The following is a 16,397-nucleotide window of genomic DNA, read 5'->3' on the forward strand; positions in this document are numbered from 1 at the left end:
GACTCTAGTTAGCCGTCTTACGGGAGACGCTGAGCTCGGTCTTCTTTACCTCTGCCGCATCGAGCGGATCGACCTCTGCCTCGGAGCCCAAGTTGTGGCCCTCGGTGGTGCGGAAGGTCGGGGCGAAGTCCTTAGCAGCCTTGACGAGCGCATCCTTGGATTCGTCGGACAGAGGCTGGCCACCAGCGATCTGCTCGAATACCTGCGGGGTATTCGAGTGCAGGTACTCGTGTACCTCAGCCTCGAAGCGACGTACATCCTCGACGGGAACGACGTCGAAGATGCCCTGGTCAGCCAAGTAGATGGAAACCATCTGGAACTCGACTGGCTGCGGGGAGGACTCCGCCTGCTTGAGCAGCTCAACCAGACGCTCACCGCGCTCGAGCTGTGCCTTGGAGGCAGGGTCGAGGTCGGAAGCGAAGGCAGCGAATGCCTGCAGGTCACGGTAAGCAGCAAGCTCAAGACGCAGGTTACCGGCAACCTTCTTCATGCCCTTGGTCTGTGCAGCGCCACCCACACGGGAGACGGAGACACCGACGTTAATTGCCGGACGGACGCCCTGGTTGAACAAGTCGGACTCCAGGAAGACCTGGCCGTCGGTAATGGAAATAACGTTGGTCGGGATGAAGGCGGAAACGTCGTTCGCCTTGGTCTCGATGATCGGCAGTGCGGTCATGGAACCTGCACCCATGTCGTCGGAGAGTTTTGCAGCACGCTCCAGCAGACGGGAGTGGAGGTAGAAGACGTCGCCCGGGTAAGCCTCGCGGCCCGGCGGACGGCGCAACAGAAGGGAAATCGCACGGTAGGCCTCAGCCTGCTTGGTGAGATCATCGTAGATGACCAGGACGTGGTTGCCCTGGTACATCCAGTGCTGACCCAGAGCTGCACCGGAGAACGGTGCCAGCCACTTGAAGCCGGCGGCGTCGGAAGCCGGAGCTGCCACGATGGTGGTGTACTCCAGTGCGCCGTGCTGCTCCAGGGTGTGGCGGACTCCAGCAATGGTGGAGCCCTTCTGGCCGATAGCGACGTAGATACAACGTACCTGCTTGTCCTTGTCGCCAGACTCCCAGTTAGCCTTCTGGTTCAGGATGGTGTCGATGCAGACTGCGGTCTTACCCGTCTTACGGTCACCAATGACCAACTGACGTTGACCACGACCAATCGGGGTCATTGCGTCAATAGCCTTGATGCCGGTCTGCATCGGCTCTTCAACCGGCTGACGCTGCAGCACGGAAGGTGCCTGCAGCTCGAGGACGCGGTCCTCTTCAGCGGCGATTGGGCCCAGGCCGTCGATCGGCTGGCCCAGTGGGTTGATAACGCGGCCGAGGAATTCCTCGCCCACAGGGATGGAAAGGACTTCGCCAGTCCTCTTGACCTCGTCGCCCTCGGTGAGGGACTCGAAGTTGCCCAGGACAACGACACCGATGGAGTTGGTGTCAAGGTTCTGTGCGACGCCAATAACGCCGCCTGGGAACTCGAGCAGCTCATTCGCCATAACGGATGGCAGGCCAGAAACCTGCGCAATACCGTCAGCTGCCGAAATGACCACGCCGACCTCCTCACGGGAGGCCTCCGCGGAGTAGCTCGAGGTGTAGTTCGCAATCGCGCTACGAATCTCATCGGAGGAGATCGTCAGCTCCGCCATGTTCTTCCTGCTCTCGGTAGTTTCTTCCAGCAATTACTTAATCATTTCTGTCGTTTCGGCCTGACTTAAGCCATCTTGGCACGCAGGCGGGCAATCTTGCCTGCCGTGGAGCCGTCGATAACTTCGTCGCCGACGCGGATGGTCATACCACCGAGGAGGCTGGTGTCAACCTCAGAGTGAATGGACATCGCACGACCATAAATTTTGCCCAGCTTCTCAGCGAGTGCTGCACGCTGGCTATCATTCAGCTCACCCGCGGTGGTAACACGAGCAATGGTGCGACCCTGCAGCTTAGCTGCGTAGTCGGCCAGTGCCGCGACATCATCGATCGGGTTCTGCTCAGGGCGGCCGATGGCCTGGAGCGCGAGCGCCTCAGAAAACATCGTTACCTTGCCGTAGAGCACGCTTGCCAGCAATCCGCGCTTACGTGCGGACGTAGCAGTTCGGTCGGAAAGCAGCTGGGTCAGCTCTGCCTCGTTCTTCAGGATGCTAGACAGGCGGAAGAGCTCGTCTTCTACCTGGCCCAGCTGGCCCTGAGCCTCAGCACCGCGCAGAAGAGCGCGGCGGCCGAGAGACACGAGACCCTTGACGAAGTCACGGGAGGTGGACCACTGCTCGGCAGCAGAAGCTTCGATCACCTGGGTGGCGACCGGAGCAATCTTTGCACCGAAGAGGTTCTGTACCAGTGACTTGCGGTTTGCAGCCGGAACGGCGGCGTCGGTTAGCGCGACGCGCAGTTCACGGTCAGCATCAAGGACATCAACGACCTCGAAAAGGTCGAGACCTGCCTGTGCCGCCGTCGCAATCGCATCGTCCTGCGCCAGAATCTGATCCAGCTGGGACTCTACGTGTGCGAGGGCTTCGCGGCTAGCTGCCTTCATAGTTGCCTACTTTCCGGCCGGTGCCACAGAATCGAGCTCGGACAGGAAGTTGTCAATCGTGGAGGACTGCTTGGTTGCGGAAGAAAGTTCGCCGCCCAGCAGCTTCTCAGCCAAGTTGATGGAGTTCTGTCCGATATCGGAACGCAGCTCAGAGATGACCTGTGCACGGGAAGCTTCCAGCTGCTTCTCGCCAGAGGCGACAATGCGGCGGGACTCTTCTTCTGCCTGGGTCTTAGCCTCAGCCTCGATCTGCTTGCCGCGCTCGCGCGCCTGCTCGCGGATCTCTGCAGCTTCTGCACGTGCGTCAGCAAGCTGTGCGTTGTACTTCTCGAGAGCAGCCTTAGCTTCAGCCTGCTGAGCCTCAGCACGCTTCATGCCGCCCTCGATGCGGTCCTCGCGCTCCTGGAGCATCTTGTTGTATGCCGGAAGAACGAACTTCCAGAACAAAATCAAGATGACAACGAAACAGATCAAAGACCAGAAAATGTCATAGTTCTTGGGCAGAAGAACGGAGAAGCTGCCGGAACCCGGGTTCTCCTCCCCCGCCGCAAGCGTATAAAAGACGTTGTTCATGTGGTCTCCAGTCTTAAAAGGTTGGTTTAGGAAAACGCGAACTTTTTAGAACAGGAAGCCTGCAACGAGGCCGATAAGTGCAAGAGCCTCGGTGAAGGCGATACCCAGGAACATGGTGGTACGCAGCTGGCCGGCCATTTCAGGCTGGCGTGCCATAGCCTCAACGGTCTTGCCGGCAACGATGCCGATACCGATACCAGGGCCGATTGCGGCGAGGCCGTAGCCAACAGCCTTCAGGCTGTCGAGGTTAGCGGCAGCATCCTGTGCAAGAATGATTTCGTTCATGGTGAAAGTCGTTCCCTTTCGTATGTCCTGCCCGCAGGTTTACGGACAGGGAGATAGTTTCTGTGAAGTTGAGATTATTCTCGGTCGCGCTCGTCGACCTCGTCCTTAGTGCGAATCCGCGTGCAGGGACAGTTCGATGTACACCGCCGTCAAAAGCGCGAAGATGTAGGCCTGCAGGAAGATGACCAGAAGCTCGAACAGGCTGAAAGCCAGTCCCAGAACAATGGTCAAACCGGACAGTGCCGTCCAACCGTTCAGCTGCCAGAAGAAGAAGTTCGAAGCAGAGAAGAGAAGGACCAGAATGATGTGTCCTGCCAAGAAGTTCGCCATGAGACGAATGGCGAGGGTAACTGGTCGCAGAATGAAAGTCGAGAAGAACTCGATCGGCACAACGAGCAAGTGCAGAGCCGGCGGCAGGTTAGGAATAACCACCGAGGACTTGATGAACTTGCCGAAGCCATAGCGCTTTGCGCCGGCGTAAATCATTGCGATGTACGACACGACTGCAAGGACGATAGGCATGCCGATACGACCATTTGGCGAGACGTTGAGTCCCGGGATGATGGTCGGCACATTCATAAACAGGACTGCGAAGAAGATCGTCGCGATTACCGGAAGGAATCGCTTGGCCTCCTTAGTACCCAAAATATCTTCGGCGATGTGGATACGGACGAAATCGACCGCATTCTCGCCGACGTTCTGCAGACCCTTCGGAACCAACTTCGGGTTCTTGAAGGCCAGCATGAAAAGAACCACCAATACCAGCGTCATCAAGATGCGCACCAGCATTAGGCGATCAAGCGCGAACCATCCGTCGGCAAAGTCGCCGAAGAACAGATGGTCAGCATCTACTTGCCCCGGGAAGAATTCTTCACCCAGATCAGGCGCGTGGAAGTGCCCTTTCATGGCCAATGTTGTAACGCTCAGCGTTCTCTCCCGTGTTAGGGCCGCCGCAAAATAGCTTTGCGGACGGTGCGATGGACGTCTCAAGCTCTCTGTCACGACTTCGGACTCCGTCGCACATCTTCGAAGAAGTGACAGGGATTGACCGCGCGGGATCCAATGCAAAAATCTCGGTCCCGTGGTAACCCGCGAGAAATAATATCAGTTCAGGGCCTAATTCACGTGTACCAGGGTAGGCACAGGTTGACACCCGTAGCTCGCGGGCGATTCTTTGGCCGAAATAGAGCCCATGACTAGGCAAAAGCCCCCGTATGGCCTTTGTCACAAACCGTTTTTGTACACCACCTCGGGGGTGGAATTAACACCCTTTCCACATCTTCCCCCAAGGAAATTAAGACTAGAGGGCTCGTGTTTTATCCCCGCCGCCCTTTTCAGGATGGCTAGTGCACATAGGAGACGCGGGCACTGACGACGCCCCAGGCCTCGGTACCCAGCGTTGCAATAAGGGCCATCACTACGGTGACAAAGAGCGCCATCTTATCGTAGAAGTCCATGTCGCGGATGACCGCGAGGATGACAATCAGCACCAGCAGTTTGATGAGCCAGCTACCCATAACGACGATGATCGTGTTGGTGGGGCTAGTCTTCGAGGCAGCAAGCACGGAAAGAACCGTCAGCAGCACAAACCCACCGCCGATGCCGGCACCGACGAGCACTCCCCAAATTCCCGGAATTCCACGCATGCCACCCCACACAGCGAGCGAGATAATCGTGATGGCCACCAGCGCAATCGAGCCGAAGCGCAGTGCACGCTTGAGCGGCAAAACTGGGTCGTCAAAGTCATCCACGTTGTTTATTGCCGCGTTCGTCATCGGATCAGTCATAGGCCAAAAGCCTACCGCACTACGACAGCCCGGGACTCCTAGGCGGGATCGGTATGCGCCACCACCGTGGTAGCCCGTTTACTTGGGCCAAGCTTCCCCTGGCGCAGAGGAATGAGCGTGACGCCGAATGCCACCCCCAGCGCGATGGCGGTAAGCGCGACGGCAACGGGCCACGGGACGATGGAAAAGGACACCGCGCCGAAAGCTACCGCCGAGACCCACAGGTATAGCACCAAGACGGTGCGGCGGTGGGTATGGCCGAGCGAAAGCAGGCGGTGATGAATGTGCGCCTTATCAGCAGAAAAGGGCGATCGGCCCTGCGAAAGGCGGCGAATAACCGCCCAGACAAGGTCCAAGACTGGAATAAACACAGCTGCGGCGACCACAATGAAAGGCGATGCGAGCGCCACCATGTCAACGGTGCCATACAGCGACATGTTGATCTTGCCGGAAGCAGAGGTGGAAGCTGCGGCCAGCAGGAGACCAATGAGCATCGATCCGCTGTCGCCCATAAAAATGCGCGAAGGCTCAAAGTTATGCGGCAGGAAGCCCGCACAGATACCGACCAACGCAGCAGAGATGATCGCCGGCGGATAGGCAGAGACTGCCCCACCCTGGTCATGCAAAACCGTGATGGAAAAGATCAAGATGGCGCCACCTGCAATAAGCCCTAAGCCAGCGGCGAGACCATCAAGGCCGTCCACAAAGTTCATTGCGTTGATGAGCAGCACCGTAAAGAAGGTTGTCAAGAGTGTGCCCTGGATTTGGTCGAGCAACACCGTAGTTCCGCCGCCGAATGGAATAAACAGAAGCGTCCAGGTAAGGCCAAGGCCGCTCATGATTCCAGCGGCGAGCAATTGGCCGACCAACTTCACCATCGCACCCAGTTCGAGGGCATCGTCGATGACGCCCACGAGCACGATGGCCAGCGCTGCCCAAAACACGGCATTCATCTCAGGGGTAACGGGCATGAAACCGCGAGTCAAGGCTGGAAGCTGGGCGGCTAGGAAGACTGAGGCGCCGAAACCGGTAAACATTGCCACGCCACCCATCTGCGGGGTGGGCTGGGAATGCGAATCGCGCAGGCGAATCTCTGCCACTCGCCCAGTGCGGACGAGGAAGCTACGTACCAAGCCCGTGGCGAGGTAGGTAAAGGTCGCTGCGACCAAAATGACAAGCGCTAGCTCGCGCAGCGGTACACCGGTGCCACTCACACAATCTCCTTTTGTTTAGGCAATGGGGCGAGTGCGCAGCGACTCGGCGCTCACGCCAATGACCTCAGCGATTTCTTCGGCAGAAAGCGCGCCCTCACGCAGCAGGTATGGGTGCTCACCGGACAAATCGATGATGGTGGAAGGCTTGCCAACGGCAGTCTCGCCACCGTCCAAGTAAACGGTAACGGCTTTACCAAGCTGCTGCTTTGCAGCCAGCGCGGTGGTCGGTGGCTGGTGGCCGGAAATATTCGCGGAGGACACAGCCATTGGGCCAACCTCGCGCAGAAGCTCGATGGCAATAGGATGCAGCGGCATGCGCAACATCACCGTGCCGCGGGTATCTCCTAAGTTCCACGGCAAGGAAGGCGCCTGCGGGACCACGATGGAAAGTCCACCGGGCCAAAAAGCCTCGACGAGTGCTCGCGCAGTATCGGTGTACTCCGCGACGAGACCGCGGATGGTGTCCCAGGACCCCACGAGGACCGGAACGGGCATATCGGGGCCACGCTGCTTGGTTGCAAGGAGGCTGGCCACAGCGTCGTTGTCGAAGGCGTCACAGCCGAGGCCGTACAACGTGTCAGTAGGCATCACGACGAGGCGGCCAGACTTTGCTGCTTTGACCGCGATGGCTAGGCCTTCTTCACGCTCTGCCTTATCGGCACAGTTATAAATCTTTCCCTGCATTCTTTCCTCACTTCGTGTGTTCAGACCAACCTACTGTACTCCCGCCGGGGTGGCGGTCGCACTTTTAATAGCAGTTACAAAACGCGCGGTACCTGTTAGGTCTCGCAGCACTGCGACTTCGTGGAATCGCCCAGAATTCAGCAATGCAACTTGCACGGCCTCGCTCGTGGCATCGTCGTGCTCGATGCCCACTTTCCCGCCGGGACGCAGTAACTTCGCAATGCGAGGTACGAGGCGGTCGATGACCTCCATGCCATCGGCGCCGCCGAAGACCGCCATGTGGGGGTCGCGGTAGACTTCGGGCTCTAGGTCTGGCGTCTCCGGAACATAAGGCGGATTCGTGAGCACGAGATCCACGGTGCCGTCGAGTTCGGCCAGAAGCGAGAAGTCTGTTGCATCGCCGTGGACCAGATGCACGCCTTGGGCAAGATTGCTGCGGGCAAAAGGCAGCGCATCTTCAGAAAGCTCGACCGCAAATACATCCGCGTCCGGCCGCTCGTGGTTTACATAGGCGGCCAGTGCCCCGCTGCCGGTACACAAGTCGACAACGCGGGGCTTGGCGACGTCGCGAAGCACCCGCACTCCCCAATCCGCCAGGACTTCCGTTTCTGGGCGTGGAATAAACACGCCCGGACCTACCTTGAGCTCGAGCGGACCAAACCACGCCGTGCCCAGAATATGCTGCAGCGGCTCGCGAGCCTCACGGCGTTCGACCCAGCCCTCATAGGCGATGGCAAAGCCGGGAATCGGTTGGGCATCCAGCGGGATGTCCATATGCCCACAACCAATGAGCTCGGCGGCAAGCACTCGTGCGTCCCACTCCGGGCTAGGTACTCCAGATGCGCGAAAGCGCTCCGCGGCATCGCGAAGCGCCATTGCGTAGGTATCCACCTCTAGTCTTCCGCCTCCAAGCGCTCGGCGCGCTCTTGAGCCTGCAAAGCGGTGATCAGATCCTGCATATCGCCGTTGAGAACGGAATCCAGGTTATTCGCCTTGTAGCCGATGCGGTGATCAGTGATGCGGTTTTCCGGCCAGTTATAGGTGCGGATACGCTCGGAGCGGTCCAAGGTGCGCACCTGGGATGCACGTTGCTCCCCTGCCTCAGCCTCACGGGCTTCGCGCTCGATCTGATCCAGGCGTGCCTGCAGCACCTGCAGTGCGCGGGCCTTGTTCTGAATCTGGGAACGTTCCTTCTGGCAGGTGACCACCAGGCCAGTCGGCAGGTGGGTAATGCGTACTGCGGAGTCAGTGGTGTTAACGCCCTGGCCGCCCTTACCGGACGAGCGGTAGACGTCGATGCGCAGGTCCTTTTCGTCGATGTTGACGGATTCGACCTCATCCGGCTCCGGGTAAACCAACACGCCGGCTGCTGAGGTCTGGATGCGGCCCTGAGACTCGGTCACCGGAACGCGCTGGACGCGGTGGACGCCGCCCTCGAACTTGAATACGGACCAAGCGCCGTCGCGAGACGGGGTCTTGGACTTAAACGAGATGGACATGTCCTTCACGCCGCCCAAGTCAGACTCGTTGAGGCCCAAGACCTCCCACTGGAAACCAGCTTTGTCGGCATAACGCTCGTACATTCGCGCGAGATCGCCTGCGAACAATGCGGCCTCCTCGCCGCCGGCGCCAGCCTTGATCTCCATAATGATGTCTTCGGAGTCGTGCTCGTCACGTGGAGCGAGTAGGTCTGCTAGCTTTTCCTCCAGTTCAACGACGAGCGGCTCGAGGCGGTCGACTTCGTCCTGAAAGTCATGGTCCTCGTAGGCCATTTCCTTGGCATCTTCGAGGTCCTGACGAGCCTGCTCTAGCTCGTTGTTGACCGCGACGATTGGACGCAGTTCGGCATAGCGCTTAGACAGCTTACGGAACATCGTCTGATCGCCAGCGACCTCGGGATCGCCCATCTGCATCTCGATGCCCTGGTACTCGGAGACAATGTCGTCTACGAGGGAAACTTGATTAGCCATTAGATGTAATCCTCAGCTTCCTTGTCAGCGACCATCGGCGCCGAGCTTGCCACCTGCATCAAGAACTCGCCGTTGGAGCGGGTCTTCTTCAGCTGCTTGATGAGCAAGTCGATAGCGGCGAAGGAATCCAAACCAGAAAGGATGCGACGCAGCTTGGTCATGATGCGCGCTTCCTCCGGAACGAGCAGCAGCTCGTCCTTGCGGGTGCCGGATGGGTTAACGTCCACGGCCGGGAAGATGCGACGCTCGGAAATGGCGCGGTCGAGCTTGAGCTCGGCGTTGCCGGTGCCCTTGAACTCCTCGAAAATGACCGTGTCACCGGTGGAGCCGGTCTCCACCATCGCGGTGGCGATGATGGTAAGGGAACCGCCGTTTTCGATATTGCGGGCAGCACCCAGGAAGCGCTTCGGTGGGTAGAGCGCATTGGAGTCCACACCACCGGAGAGGATGCGGCCGGATGCTGGGGAGGAGTTGTTGTAAGCACGGCCCAGGCGGGTAATCGAGTCCAGGAGAACCACGACGTCCTTGCCCTGCTCCACCAAGCGCTTCGCGCGCTCGATGGCCAGCTCGGCAACGGAGGTGTGCTCTGATGGCGGGCGGTCGAAGGTAGAGGCAATGACCTCACCCTTGACGCTGCGCTGCATGTCGGTGACCTCTTCTGGGCGCTCGTCTACTAGGACGACCATGAGGTAGCACTCTGGGTTATTTGCGGAAATCGCGTTGGCGATGTTCTGCAAAATGGTGGTCTTACCGGCCTTCGGCGGGGAAACAATCAGCGCACGCTGGCCCTTGCCGATAGGCATGATGAGGTCGATAACGCGGGTGGTCAGGATCTTCGGATCCGTTTCCAGGCGCAGACGCTGGTTCGGGTACAGCGGGGTCAGCTTGGAGAAGTGAGGACGGTCCTGTGCCGCTGCTGGCTCCATGCCGTTTACCGTGTCAACCTGCACCAACTGGTTGTACTTGCGGCGATTACGGCCATTGCCGTGGGTATGAGTTGGGCCAGAGACCTTGACCTGGCCGGTCACGGCGTCGCCAGAGCGCAGGCCCAAGCGCCGGACCAAGTTGTTGTTGACAAAGACGTCAGAGCTTGCCGCGCGGTAACCGGTGGTGCGCAGGAAAGCCACGTTGTTGTCGACGACCTCGAGGATGCCGCCTACTGCCTGGACTTCATCGCCCTCGCGGATCTGGAGATCGTTGCCGCCGTTGTTGTCATTACCACCGCGGTTGCGGCGGTTGCGACGGTTGCGGCGGTTGCGGCGGCCGCCACCGTTGTTGTCATCGTCATCATGGCGGCGGTTGCGGTTGCCGCGGTTGCGCTCGCCGTTATCACGGTTGTCACGGTTATTGTTATCGCGATTGTCGTTAGAGTTCTCGGAATCCTTGTTCGGCTCCTTGGCCTCTTCCTTAGCGCCCTCCTGCTTTGCCTCGGCGTTCTCGCGCTCCTGGCGGCGGGCGCGGTTGCGGCGGGCACGGCGAGCCTGGGAGCGTGACTCGTAGCGCTGCTCCTCGTTCTTCTCACCCTTTTCTTGGGTCTTGTCTTCGCCACTATCCTTGGCGTTATCCTCAGCCTTTGCCGACTTCTCTTCAGCGGGCTTACGTGTGCGGCGCTGTGGCTTTTCCGCCTTTTCTGCCTTCGCAGGGACCTGGCCAGTGCTCAGGGCGGTGATCAGATCGCCCTTGCGCAGACCCGAGATGCCGCGCAGGCCGCGCTCGGCAGCCAGCTTGCGCAGTTCCGGCAGCTTCATGGATGCGTAATCCTGTGCTGCGGCTTTGTCCGTATTGCTCACGGATATCCTTTCGTCGCTTCACCAGCGTCTAAATGCTTTTCGCCTGCAGTCCGGCTTAAGCGCTGGAAGCCAATCTGTATTTTTATGGTGCATGCCGCCACAAGCGGGAAGCCGCGGGCGGTGAAATATCTAGGCCTCTCCTCTGGGAAAAGGAATGCCACGGAGGAGAATTGATAGAAGGCGACTGCGAGCGAGAAAAAAGAAACGCTCTGCGGCGGTTCTGCAATACTCGGTTACGCGGGAGCTTTCCTAAAATTCGGGCTAGTCCGCGTCAGTCACGAGCCACTATACCGTATTAGCATCCCGCGCCGGAAGTGACACCGCTAAAGTAGAACTCATGCTTTCTACCATGCAGGATATCCCCCTGTCCCTGACCCGCATCCTGGAATACGGATCGACGGTGCATGGGCAGACGCAGGTGACCACGTGGCGCAACCATAGCGAGCCGGAAACCACCGACTTCGCCGCCATCGGCGCACGCACGGCCGCATTCGCGCACGCATTGCACGATGAGTTGGGCATTACTGGGGACCAGCGCGTGGCATCTTTCATGTGGAACTGTGCTGAACACCTAGAGGTCATGTTCGCCACTGCCTGCAAGGGTGCTATTTTCACCCCGCTAAACAAGCAGTTAATGAATGATCAGATTCGCCACATCATTAACCACTCCGAAGCGGAAATTGTAGTTGCCGATCCGCGCTTAAAGGATCAGCTGGCTAAGGTCTTAAACGGCGTAAAAACCGTGCGTGCGGTGGTTCTCATTGGTCTAACCGATCCCGCCGACTACCTGGGCAAGTTTGGCGCTGGCATCGAGGTCTATTCCTATGAGGCGCTACTCGACGGCCGCCCTACCGAGTACAACTGGCCTGAGCTAGACGAGCGGACGTCGGCCGCCTTGTGCTATTCCACCGGCACCACTGGCGCGCCCAAAGGCGTGGTCTATTCCCACCGCGCGCTCTACCTGGAGAGCATGCAGTTGCGCGCCTCCGATTCGCTGTGCGTTACCCACGGCGAGACCTTCCTGTGCTGCATCCCGATTTATCACGTGCTCAGCTGGGGCGTTCCCTTTGCCGCCTTTATGACGGGCACGCCACTAGTGCTTCCCGACGCCGACGTATCCGCACCGACGCTTGCTAGCATCATCGCTGCCACCTCGCCCCGCGTGGCGCATGGCGTGCCCACCATTTGGATTCAGCTTTTCGCGCACTATCTCAAGAATCCCCCAAGCCGCATGACGCTGACCGAGATCTTCGCCGGCGGCTCTCCCGTCCCGCCGCAGCTGATCAAAATGTGGGAGGAACGCTACGGCGTCGACGTCGTGCACGTGTGGGGCATGGTGGAAACCACAACGGTGGGCACGGTGGCCCGCCCTCCCCAGGGTGCCGATGGCGATACCCGCTGGGCATACCGCATATCCCAAGGACGTTTCCCGGCCTCCTTGCAATACCGTGTGGTCAATGACGGCGTCGTCGTGCCCAAGTCCGACCGCAATGCCGGCGAGATCCAGGTCCGCGGCAACCTCGTTACCGGCTCCTACTACCACTCGCCCACTTCTGAACCGGGCGGTAGTGCCGACGAGTTCCGCGGCAAGCAAGTCGAGGATGCCGAATCCAAATTCACCGCGGATGGCTGGCTGCGCACTGGCGACGTCGGCTCGGTAACGGAAGACGGCTTCTTGACCGTCGAAGACCGCGCCCGCGACGTCATCCGCTCTGGCGGCGAGTGGATCTATTCGGTCCAGCTCGAAAACCTCATCATGGCTAACCCGGTCGTCGTGGAAGCCGCCGTCATCGGTTATCCGGATAAACAGTGGGTGGAACGCCCTCTGGCGGTAACGGTGTTGGCACCAGGGTTTTCTCCGACAATCGAAACCGCCGAGCGCATCCGCGAGGGTATGCGCAAGGAGCTGCCTTCGTGGATGCTGCCGGAGTACTGGACCTTCGTAAAGCACATCGACAAAACCTCGGTGGGCAAGTTCGATAAGAAGGACCTGCGTTCACACTTGGCTGAAGGCGAATACAACATCATTCGATTGAAAGGCCCTGGCGAGTCACAGCGTCTGGATGACTTGCCACAGCATTTCCCGCCCCGTGATTAGACCCCGGATTAAACGCGAATATTTCCGGGTTAATATGGATAAGACCACTCTCCTTATAGACTAGGACGACAATGACTTATCCGCTTCTAGACAAATACGGCCGCAGGGCCCGCGACCTGCGCGTTTCGCTTACTGATCGCTGCAATCTCCGCTGCACGTATTGCATGCCAGCCGAAGGTCTCGAGTGGTTTCCCACCGCAGAAACCTTGAGCGATGAGGAAACGATCCGCCTTATCCGCATCGGCGTCGAAAAGCTAGGCATCCGCCAGGTACGTTTCACCGGCGGCGAACCGCTCCTGCGCAAGTCTTTGGAGAAGATTGTCGCTGCTACTAAGCAATTGCGCACCGACGAAGGTAAATCACCGTCTACCGCACTGACCACGAACGGCTTGGGCCTCGACCGGCGTATCGATGGATTGGTGGAAGCAGGCCTCGACCGCGTGAACATCTCGCTCGATACCACCGACCGCGAGCTTTATGCCCGGCTAACCCGGCGCGACCGCATCCAGGATGTCTTCACAGCCATCGAAGCCGCGACCCGCGCCGGGCTGCACCCAGTCAAGGTCAATGCGGTAGTGATGCCGGGCATTAATGAGGATTCTATTATCCCGCTGACGGAATACTGCATTGAGGCAGGCGCACAGCTGCGTTTTATCGAGCAGATGCCGCTGGGCCCGCGCGATAAGTGGCGGCGCGAGGATATGGTGACCGCGGACGATATCTTGGCCCGCCTCGGCGAGTCCTTCGAGCTCTCCCCCGCTGATGAGCCGCGCGGCTCTGCCCCGGCATCACTGTGGAATGTCTATCGCGGAGGCCACGAGATAGGACAAATCGGCGTCATCGCCTCAGTCACCCGCTCCTTTTGTGGTTCCTGCGATCGCACGCGCCTGACAACTGACGGTGCGGTGCGCAATTGCCTATTCGGTAATTCGGAGACCTCTCTTCGCGACCTCATGCGCGCGGGCGCCAGCGATGAAGAGCTCATGGAGGCCTGGGCCGCAGAAATGTGGGCGAAGCTGCCCGGCCACGGCGTGAATGACGAGGGTTTCTTGCAGCCGGATCGTTTGATGGCAGCAATCGGTGGCTAAAGGCTAAGGATCTAGTTTGAAAAGCATGCGCACCCCACAAGAACATTTTGAGGCGATAATGTCTCACGCCCGGCCGGTGCCGGTAGAGGTATTTCCGGAAGCCCAGCCAGTCAACGAGAAACTTCTAGGCCGCGTTATTGCAGAAGGCGTTACTGCGTGCCTAGCAGTGCCGCCTTTTAGCAACTCTGCGATGGATGGCTTCTTGGTACACCTAAAGGATCTGGTTGAGCTGCCTGCGCGTTTGCCCGTCGCAGGCGACGTTCCGGCGGGCCAGGCACCCATGGAGGTGCCAGCGGGCAAGGCGGTGCGCATCATGACCGGCGCGCCGGTTCCGGAGGACAACGATGGCCTAGTTGTAGTCCCAGTGGAGTTGACCGATATTCCAGCCGGCCCACACGAGCTGCCGAGTGAGGTCACCATCAACGAGACGCCAAGGCGCACGCACATCCGCCCGAAGGGAGAAAACGTTCGGGAGGGCGCGAACATCGCCAAGCCGGGCACCGTGGTTGATGCCGGCCTTATTGCCGCGCTGATTTCGGCTGGCATCACGCATGTTCGCGTCTACCGCCCCGTTCTCGTAGGCGTGGTCTCCTCCGGCGACGAACTGGTCGAGGGCTCGAGCCTCGAGCCGGGCCAGCTACCCGATTCGAATGGGCCGATGATCGAATCGCTGATTCGCTCCACCATCCCGCACGCAGTGGTAACGCACATGCGCTCTTCCGACTCCTCGGAGCAGCTGCGCGAGACGATTGAGCAGCTGTTTCATTCCCACGAGGTAGTAATCACGACGGGCGGTGTTTCCGCCGGTGCCTTCGACGTCACGCAGACCGCGCTTCAGACCGCAGAGGACTGTGAAGCTTGGTTCGGCGGGGTCAAGCAAAAGCCCGGCACGCCGCAAGGTTTTTCCCTCTATGGAGGTTTGCCGGTTATCTCCCTGCCGGGCAATCCCGTAGCGGCGTTTGTTTCCTACCACCTTTATGTTTCGCCTTTCCTCGAGGCCTTGAGCGGGCGCCCTGCCCGCACGAAGGTCTGCAGCGGGCGCACAATCGTCGCGCGCGCCGGGGAGGAGTTCCCCATGGCGCACAAGCACGGCACGGCATTTGTGCCCACGCGTTTGGAGTTCGGCGAGGCCGTCGTGGCGTACCCCTTTGCCAGCGGGTTGAGCAGCCACTTCGTAGCCTCGCTCCACGGCACGTGCGGTCTGGTTGAGGTGACCTCCGAAATTCAGGCTGGCGATGAAGTCCGCGTGGTTGTCTATTAATTCTCGATTAGGACTTAATTAGACTAGACCCCATGAAATTTACCCATCTCAATTCCTCCGGCTCCGCCTACATGGTGGATGTGACAGAAAAGCAGCCCACCGTCCGCTCCGCTACCGCGCAAGGCGAGGTTGCATGTTCTCCTGAGGTTCTTTCTGCGCTTCGCGACGGCACGGTTCCCAAGGGCGACGTGCTAGCGGTCGCGCGCATCGCCGGCATCTCGGCGGCCAAGAAGGTCCCGGAACTGCTTCCCCTCGCCCACACCATCGGCGTGCATGGTTGCTCGGTCGATCTGGAAATCCGAGACGACCATGTCTTCATCGAGGCAACGGTGCGAACCGCCGATCGCACCGGTGTGGAGATGGAGGCGCTTACCGCGGTCAACGTTGCGGCGCTGTCCATCATCGATATGGTCAAAGGCGTCGACCGCTCCGCATTTATCCGCCGCTGTGGGATCACCGCAAAGTCCGGTGGCCGTTCCGGCGACTGGAGCCGCGAGCTTCCTAAAACCTAGGCAATGCTGAACTACAAACCGCATGAGCTAGGAATCATCATCCTGGCAGGCGGCCACGGCACCAGGATGGGCGGGCGCGATAAGGGCTCGGTGCGTGTACGGGGCGAAAGGCTTGTCGACGTCGTGCGCAGGCAGCTTCCTTATGGCGCGCCGGTCTGCGTGGTTTCCCCGTTTCCGCTGGGCCTGCCGCAGGTATGCGAAAATCCGCTTTTTGGTGGGCCTGCAGCTGGCATCGTGGCAGGCCTGAAGAACCTAGAAGCACGTAGTTTAGCGCCACTTCGCTATATCGCAGTGTTATCTGTGGATGCGCCGGATTCGCCCCAAATGCTGCCAAAGTTGTTGGAAAAACTCGCCGCTTGCGAAGCGCAAAGCTCGATTCCCTCGGTAGCGGCGGCTTTAAGCGGCGATTTTATCCAGCCGCTGTGCGCGCTGTGGCACTACGACGGCCTGCGCCAAGCGGTAGATTCCTTCGACTGCCTGCACAACAAGTCAGCCCGCAGGCTGTTGCACGCAGTCCCCCGCCTCATCGCGGTGCCGGGTACAGGCGCGGAAGAGGACTACGATACCTTGGCTGAACTCGCCGAATGGGAGCGCCGCCGAGCGTAGTAA

The 16,397-nt window shown here is 59.6% G+C and carries 16 protein-coding genes; 5 read left to right on the forward strand and 11 right to left on the reverse strand.

The window, feature by feature from the left end:
• Positions 1-4: 4 nt before the first annotated feature.
• The 11 genes from atpA to rho all read right to left on the reverse strand — a co-directional run bounded on the left by atpA (position 5) and on the right by rho (position 10,829).
• Positions 5-1,645, reverse strand: coding sequence for a F0F1 ATP synthase subunit alpha (atpA, locus tag WM42_RS01325; protein ID WP_062035310.1), 1,641 nt, complete (start codon positions 1,643-1,645; stop codon positions 5-7).
• A gap of 65 nt (positions 1,646-1,710) precedes the next feature.
• Positions 1,711-2,526 carry a F0F1 ATP synthase subunit delta gene (locus WM42_RS01330; protein WP_062035312.1) on the reverse strand — a complete coding sequence of 272 codons (816 nt, stop codon included), beginning with the start codon at positions 2,524-2,526 and terminating at the stop codon, positions 1,711-1,713.
• A gap of 6 nt (positions 2,527-2,532) precedes the next feature.
• The gene (locus WM42_RS01335) at positions 2,533-3,099 is read right to left on the reverse strand and encodes a F0F1 ATP synthase subunit B (protein WP_061921968.1); all 567 of its coding nucleotides are present in this window, start codon (positions 3,097-3,099) and stop codon (positions 2,533-2,535) included.
• A 45-nt stretch (positions 3,100-3,144) separates the two neighbouring features.
• The gene (locus WM42_RS01340) at positions 3,145-3,384 is read right to left on the reverse strand and encodes an ATP synthase F0 subunit C (protein ID WP_005532052.1); all 240 of its coding nucleotides are present in this window, start codon (positions 3,382-3,384) and stop codon (positions 3,145-3,147) included.
• 105 nt (positions 3,385-3,489) lie between these two features.
• Positions 3,490-4,290, reverse strand: coding sequence for a F0F1 ATP synthase subunit A (atpB, locus tag WM42_RS01345; RefSeq protein ID WP_061921965.1), 801 nt, complete (start codon positions 4,288-4,290; stop codon positions 3,490-3,492).
• A 437-nt stretch (positions 4,291-4,727) separates the two neighbouring features.
• Positions 4,728-5,171: a Cg1360 family ATP-synthase-associated protein gene (locus WM42_RS01350; protein WP_062035314.1), complete on the reverse strand. Its 444-nt coding sequence runs from the start codon at positions 5,169-5,171 to the stop codon at positions 4,728-4,730.
• 38 nt (positions 5,172-5,209) lie between these two features.
• Entirely contained in the window at positions 5,210-6,385 is a 1,176-nt protein-coding gene (locus WM42_RS01355; RefSeq protein ID WP_062035316.1) for an MraY family glycosyltransferase, read from the reverse strand.
• A gap of 15 nt (positions 6,386-6,400) precedes the next feature.
• Positions 6,401-7,069 (reverse strand): L-threonylcarbamoyladenylate synthase, encoded by a 669-nt coding sequence (locus tag WM42_RS01360; RefSeq protein ID WP_062035318.1) that lies wholly within the window; start codon positions 7,067-7,069, stop codon positions 6,401-6,403.
• Positions 7,070-7,099: 30 nt separating this feature from the next.
• Positions 7,100-7,945, reverse strand: a complete 846-nt coding sequence (gene prmC / locus WM42_RS01365; protein WP_062039009.1) for a peptide chain release factor N(5)-glutamine methyltransferase — start codon at positions 7,943-7,945, stop codon at positions 7,100-7,102.
• Positions 7,946-7,962: 17 nt separating this feature from the next.
• Positions 7,963-9,039: a peptide chain release factor 1 gene (gene prfA / locus WM42_RS01370; protein WP_061921954.1), complete on the reverse strand. Its 1,077-nt coding sequence runs from the start codon at positions 9,037-9,039 to the stop codon at positions 7,963-7,965.
• A complete protein-coding gene (rho, locus tag WM42_RS01375; protein WP_062035320.1) occupies positions 9,039-10,829 on the reverse strand; it encodes a transcription termination factor Rho in 1,791 nt (596 codons plus the stop codon). Before rho ends, prfA begins: the two co-directional genes overlap by 1 nt.
• Positions 10,830-11,166: 337 nt before the next feature.
• On the opposite strand from rho, the gene WM42_RS01380 reads away from it, so the two are divergent.
• The 5 genes from WM42_RS01380 to mobA all read left to right on the forward strand — a co-directional run bounded on the left by WM42_RS01380 (position 11,167) and on the right by mobA (position 16,394).
• Positions 11,167-12,927 carry a long-chain fatty-acid--CoA ligase gene (locus tag WM42_RS01380; RefSeq protein ID WP_061921948.1) on the forward strand — a complete coding sequence of 587 codons (1,761 nt, stop codon included), beginning with the start codon at positions 11,167-11,169 and terminating at the stop codon, positions 12,925-12,927.
• Between the two features lie 71 nt (positions 12,928-12,998).
• Complete coding sequence (gene moaA / locus WM42_RS01385) at positions 12,999-14,015, forward strand: GTP 3',8-cyclase MoaA (protein WP_062035322.1); 1,017 nt, start codon at positions 12,999-13,001, stop codon at positions 14,013-14,015.
• A gap of 58 nt (positions 14,016-14,073) precedes the next feature.
• Complete coding sequence (locus WM42_RS01390; RefSeq protein ID WP_235591285.1) at positions 14,074-15,276, forward strand: molybdopterin molybdotransferase MoeA; 1,203 nt, start codon at positions 14,074-14,076, stop codon at positions 15,274-15,276.
• A gap of 32 nt (positions 15,277-15,308) precedes the next feature.
• Entirely contained in the window at positions 15,309-15,788 is a 480-nt protein-coding gene (gene moaC, locus WM42_RS01395; protein WP_061921938.1) for a cyclic pyranopterin monophosphate synthase MoaC, read from the forward strand.
• Positions 15,789-15,791: 3 nt separating this feature from the next.
• Positions 15,792-16,394, forward strand: coding sequence for a molybdenum cofactor guanylyltransferase (mobA, locus tag WM42_RS01400; protein ID WP_062035326.1), 603 nt, complete (start codon positions 15,792-15,794; stop codon positions 16,392-16,394).
• Positions 16,395-16,397 lie beyond the last annotated feature (3 nt).

The organism is Corynebacterium simulans, assembly GCF_001586215.1.
Taxonomy (GTDB): Bacteria; Actinomycetota; Actinomycetes; order Mycobacteriales; family Mycobacteriaceae; genus Corynebacterium; species Corynebacterium simulans.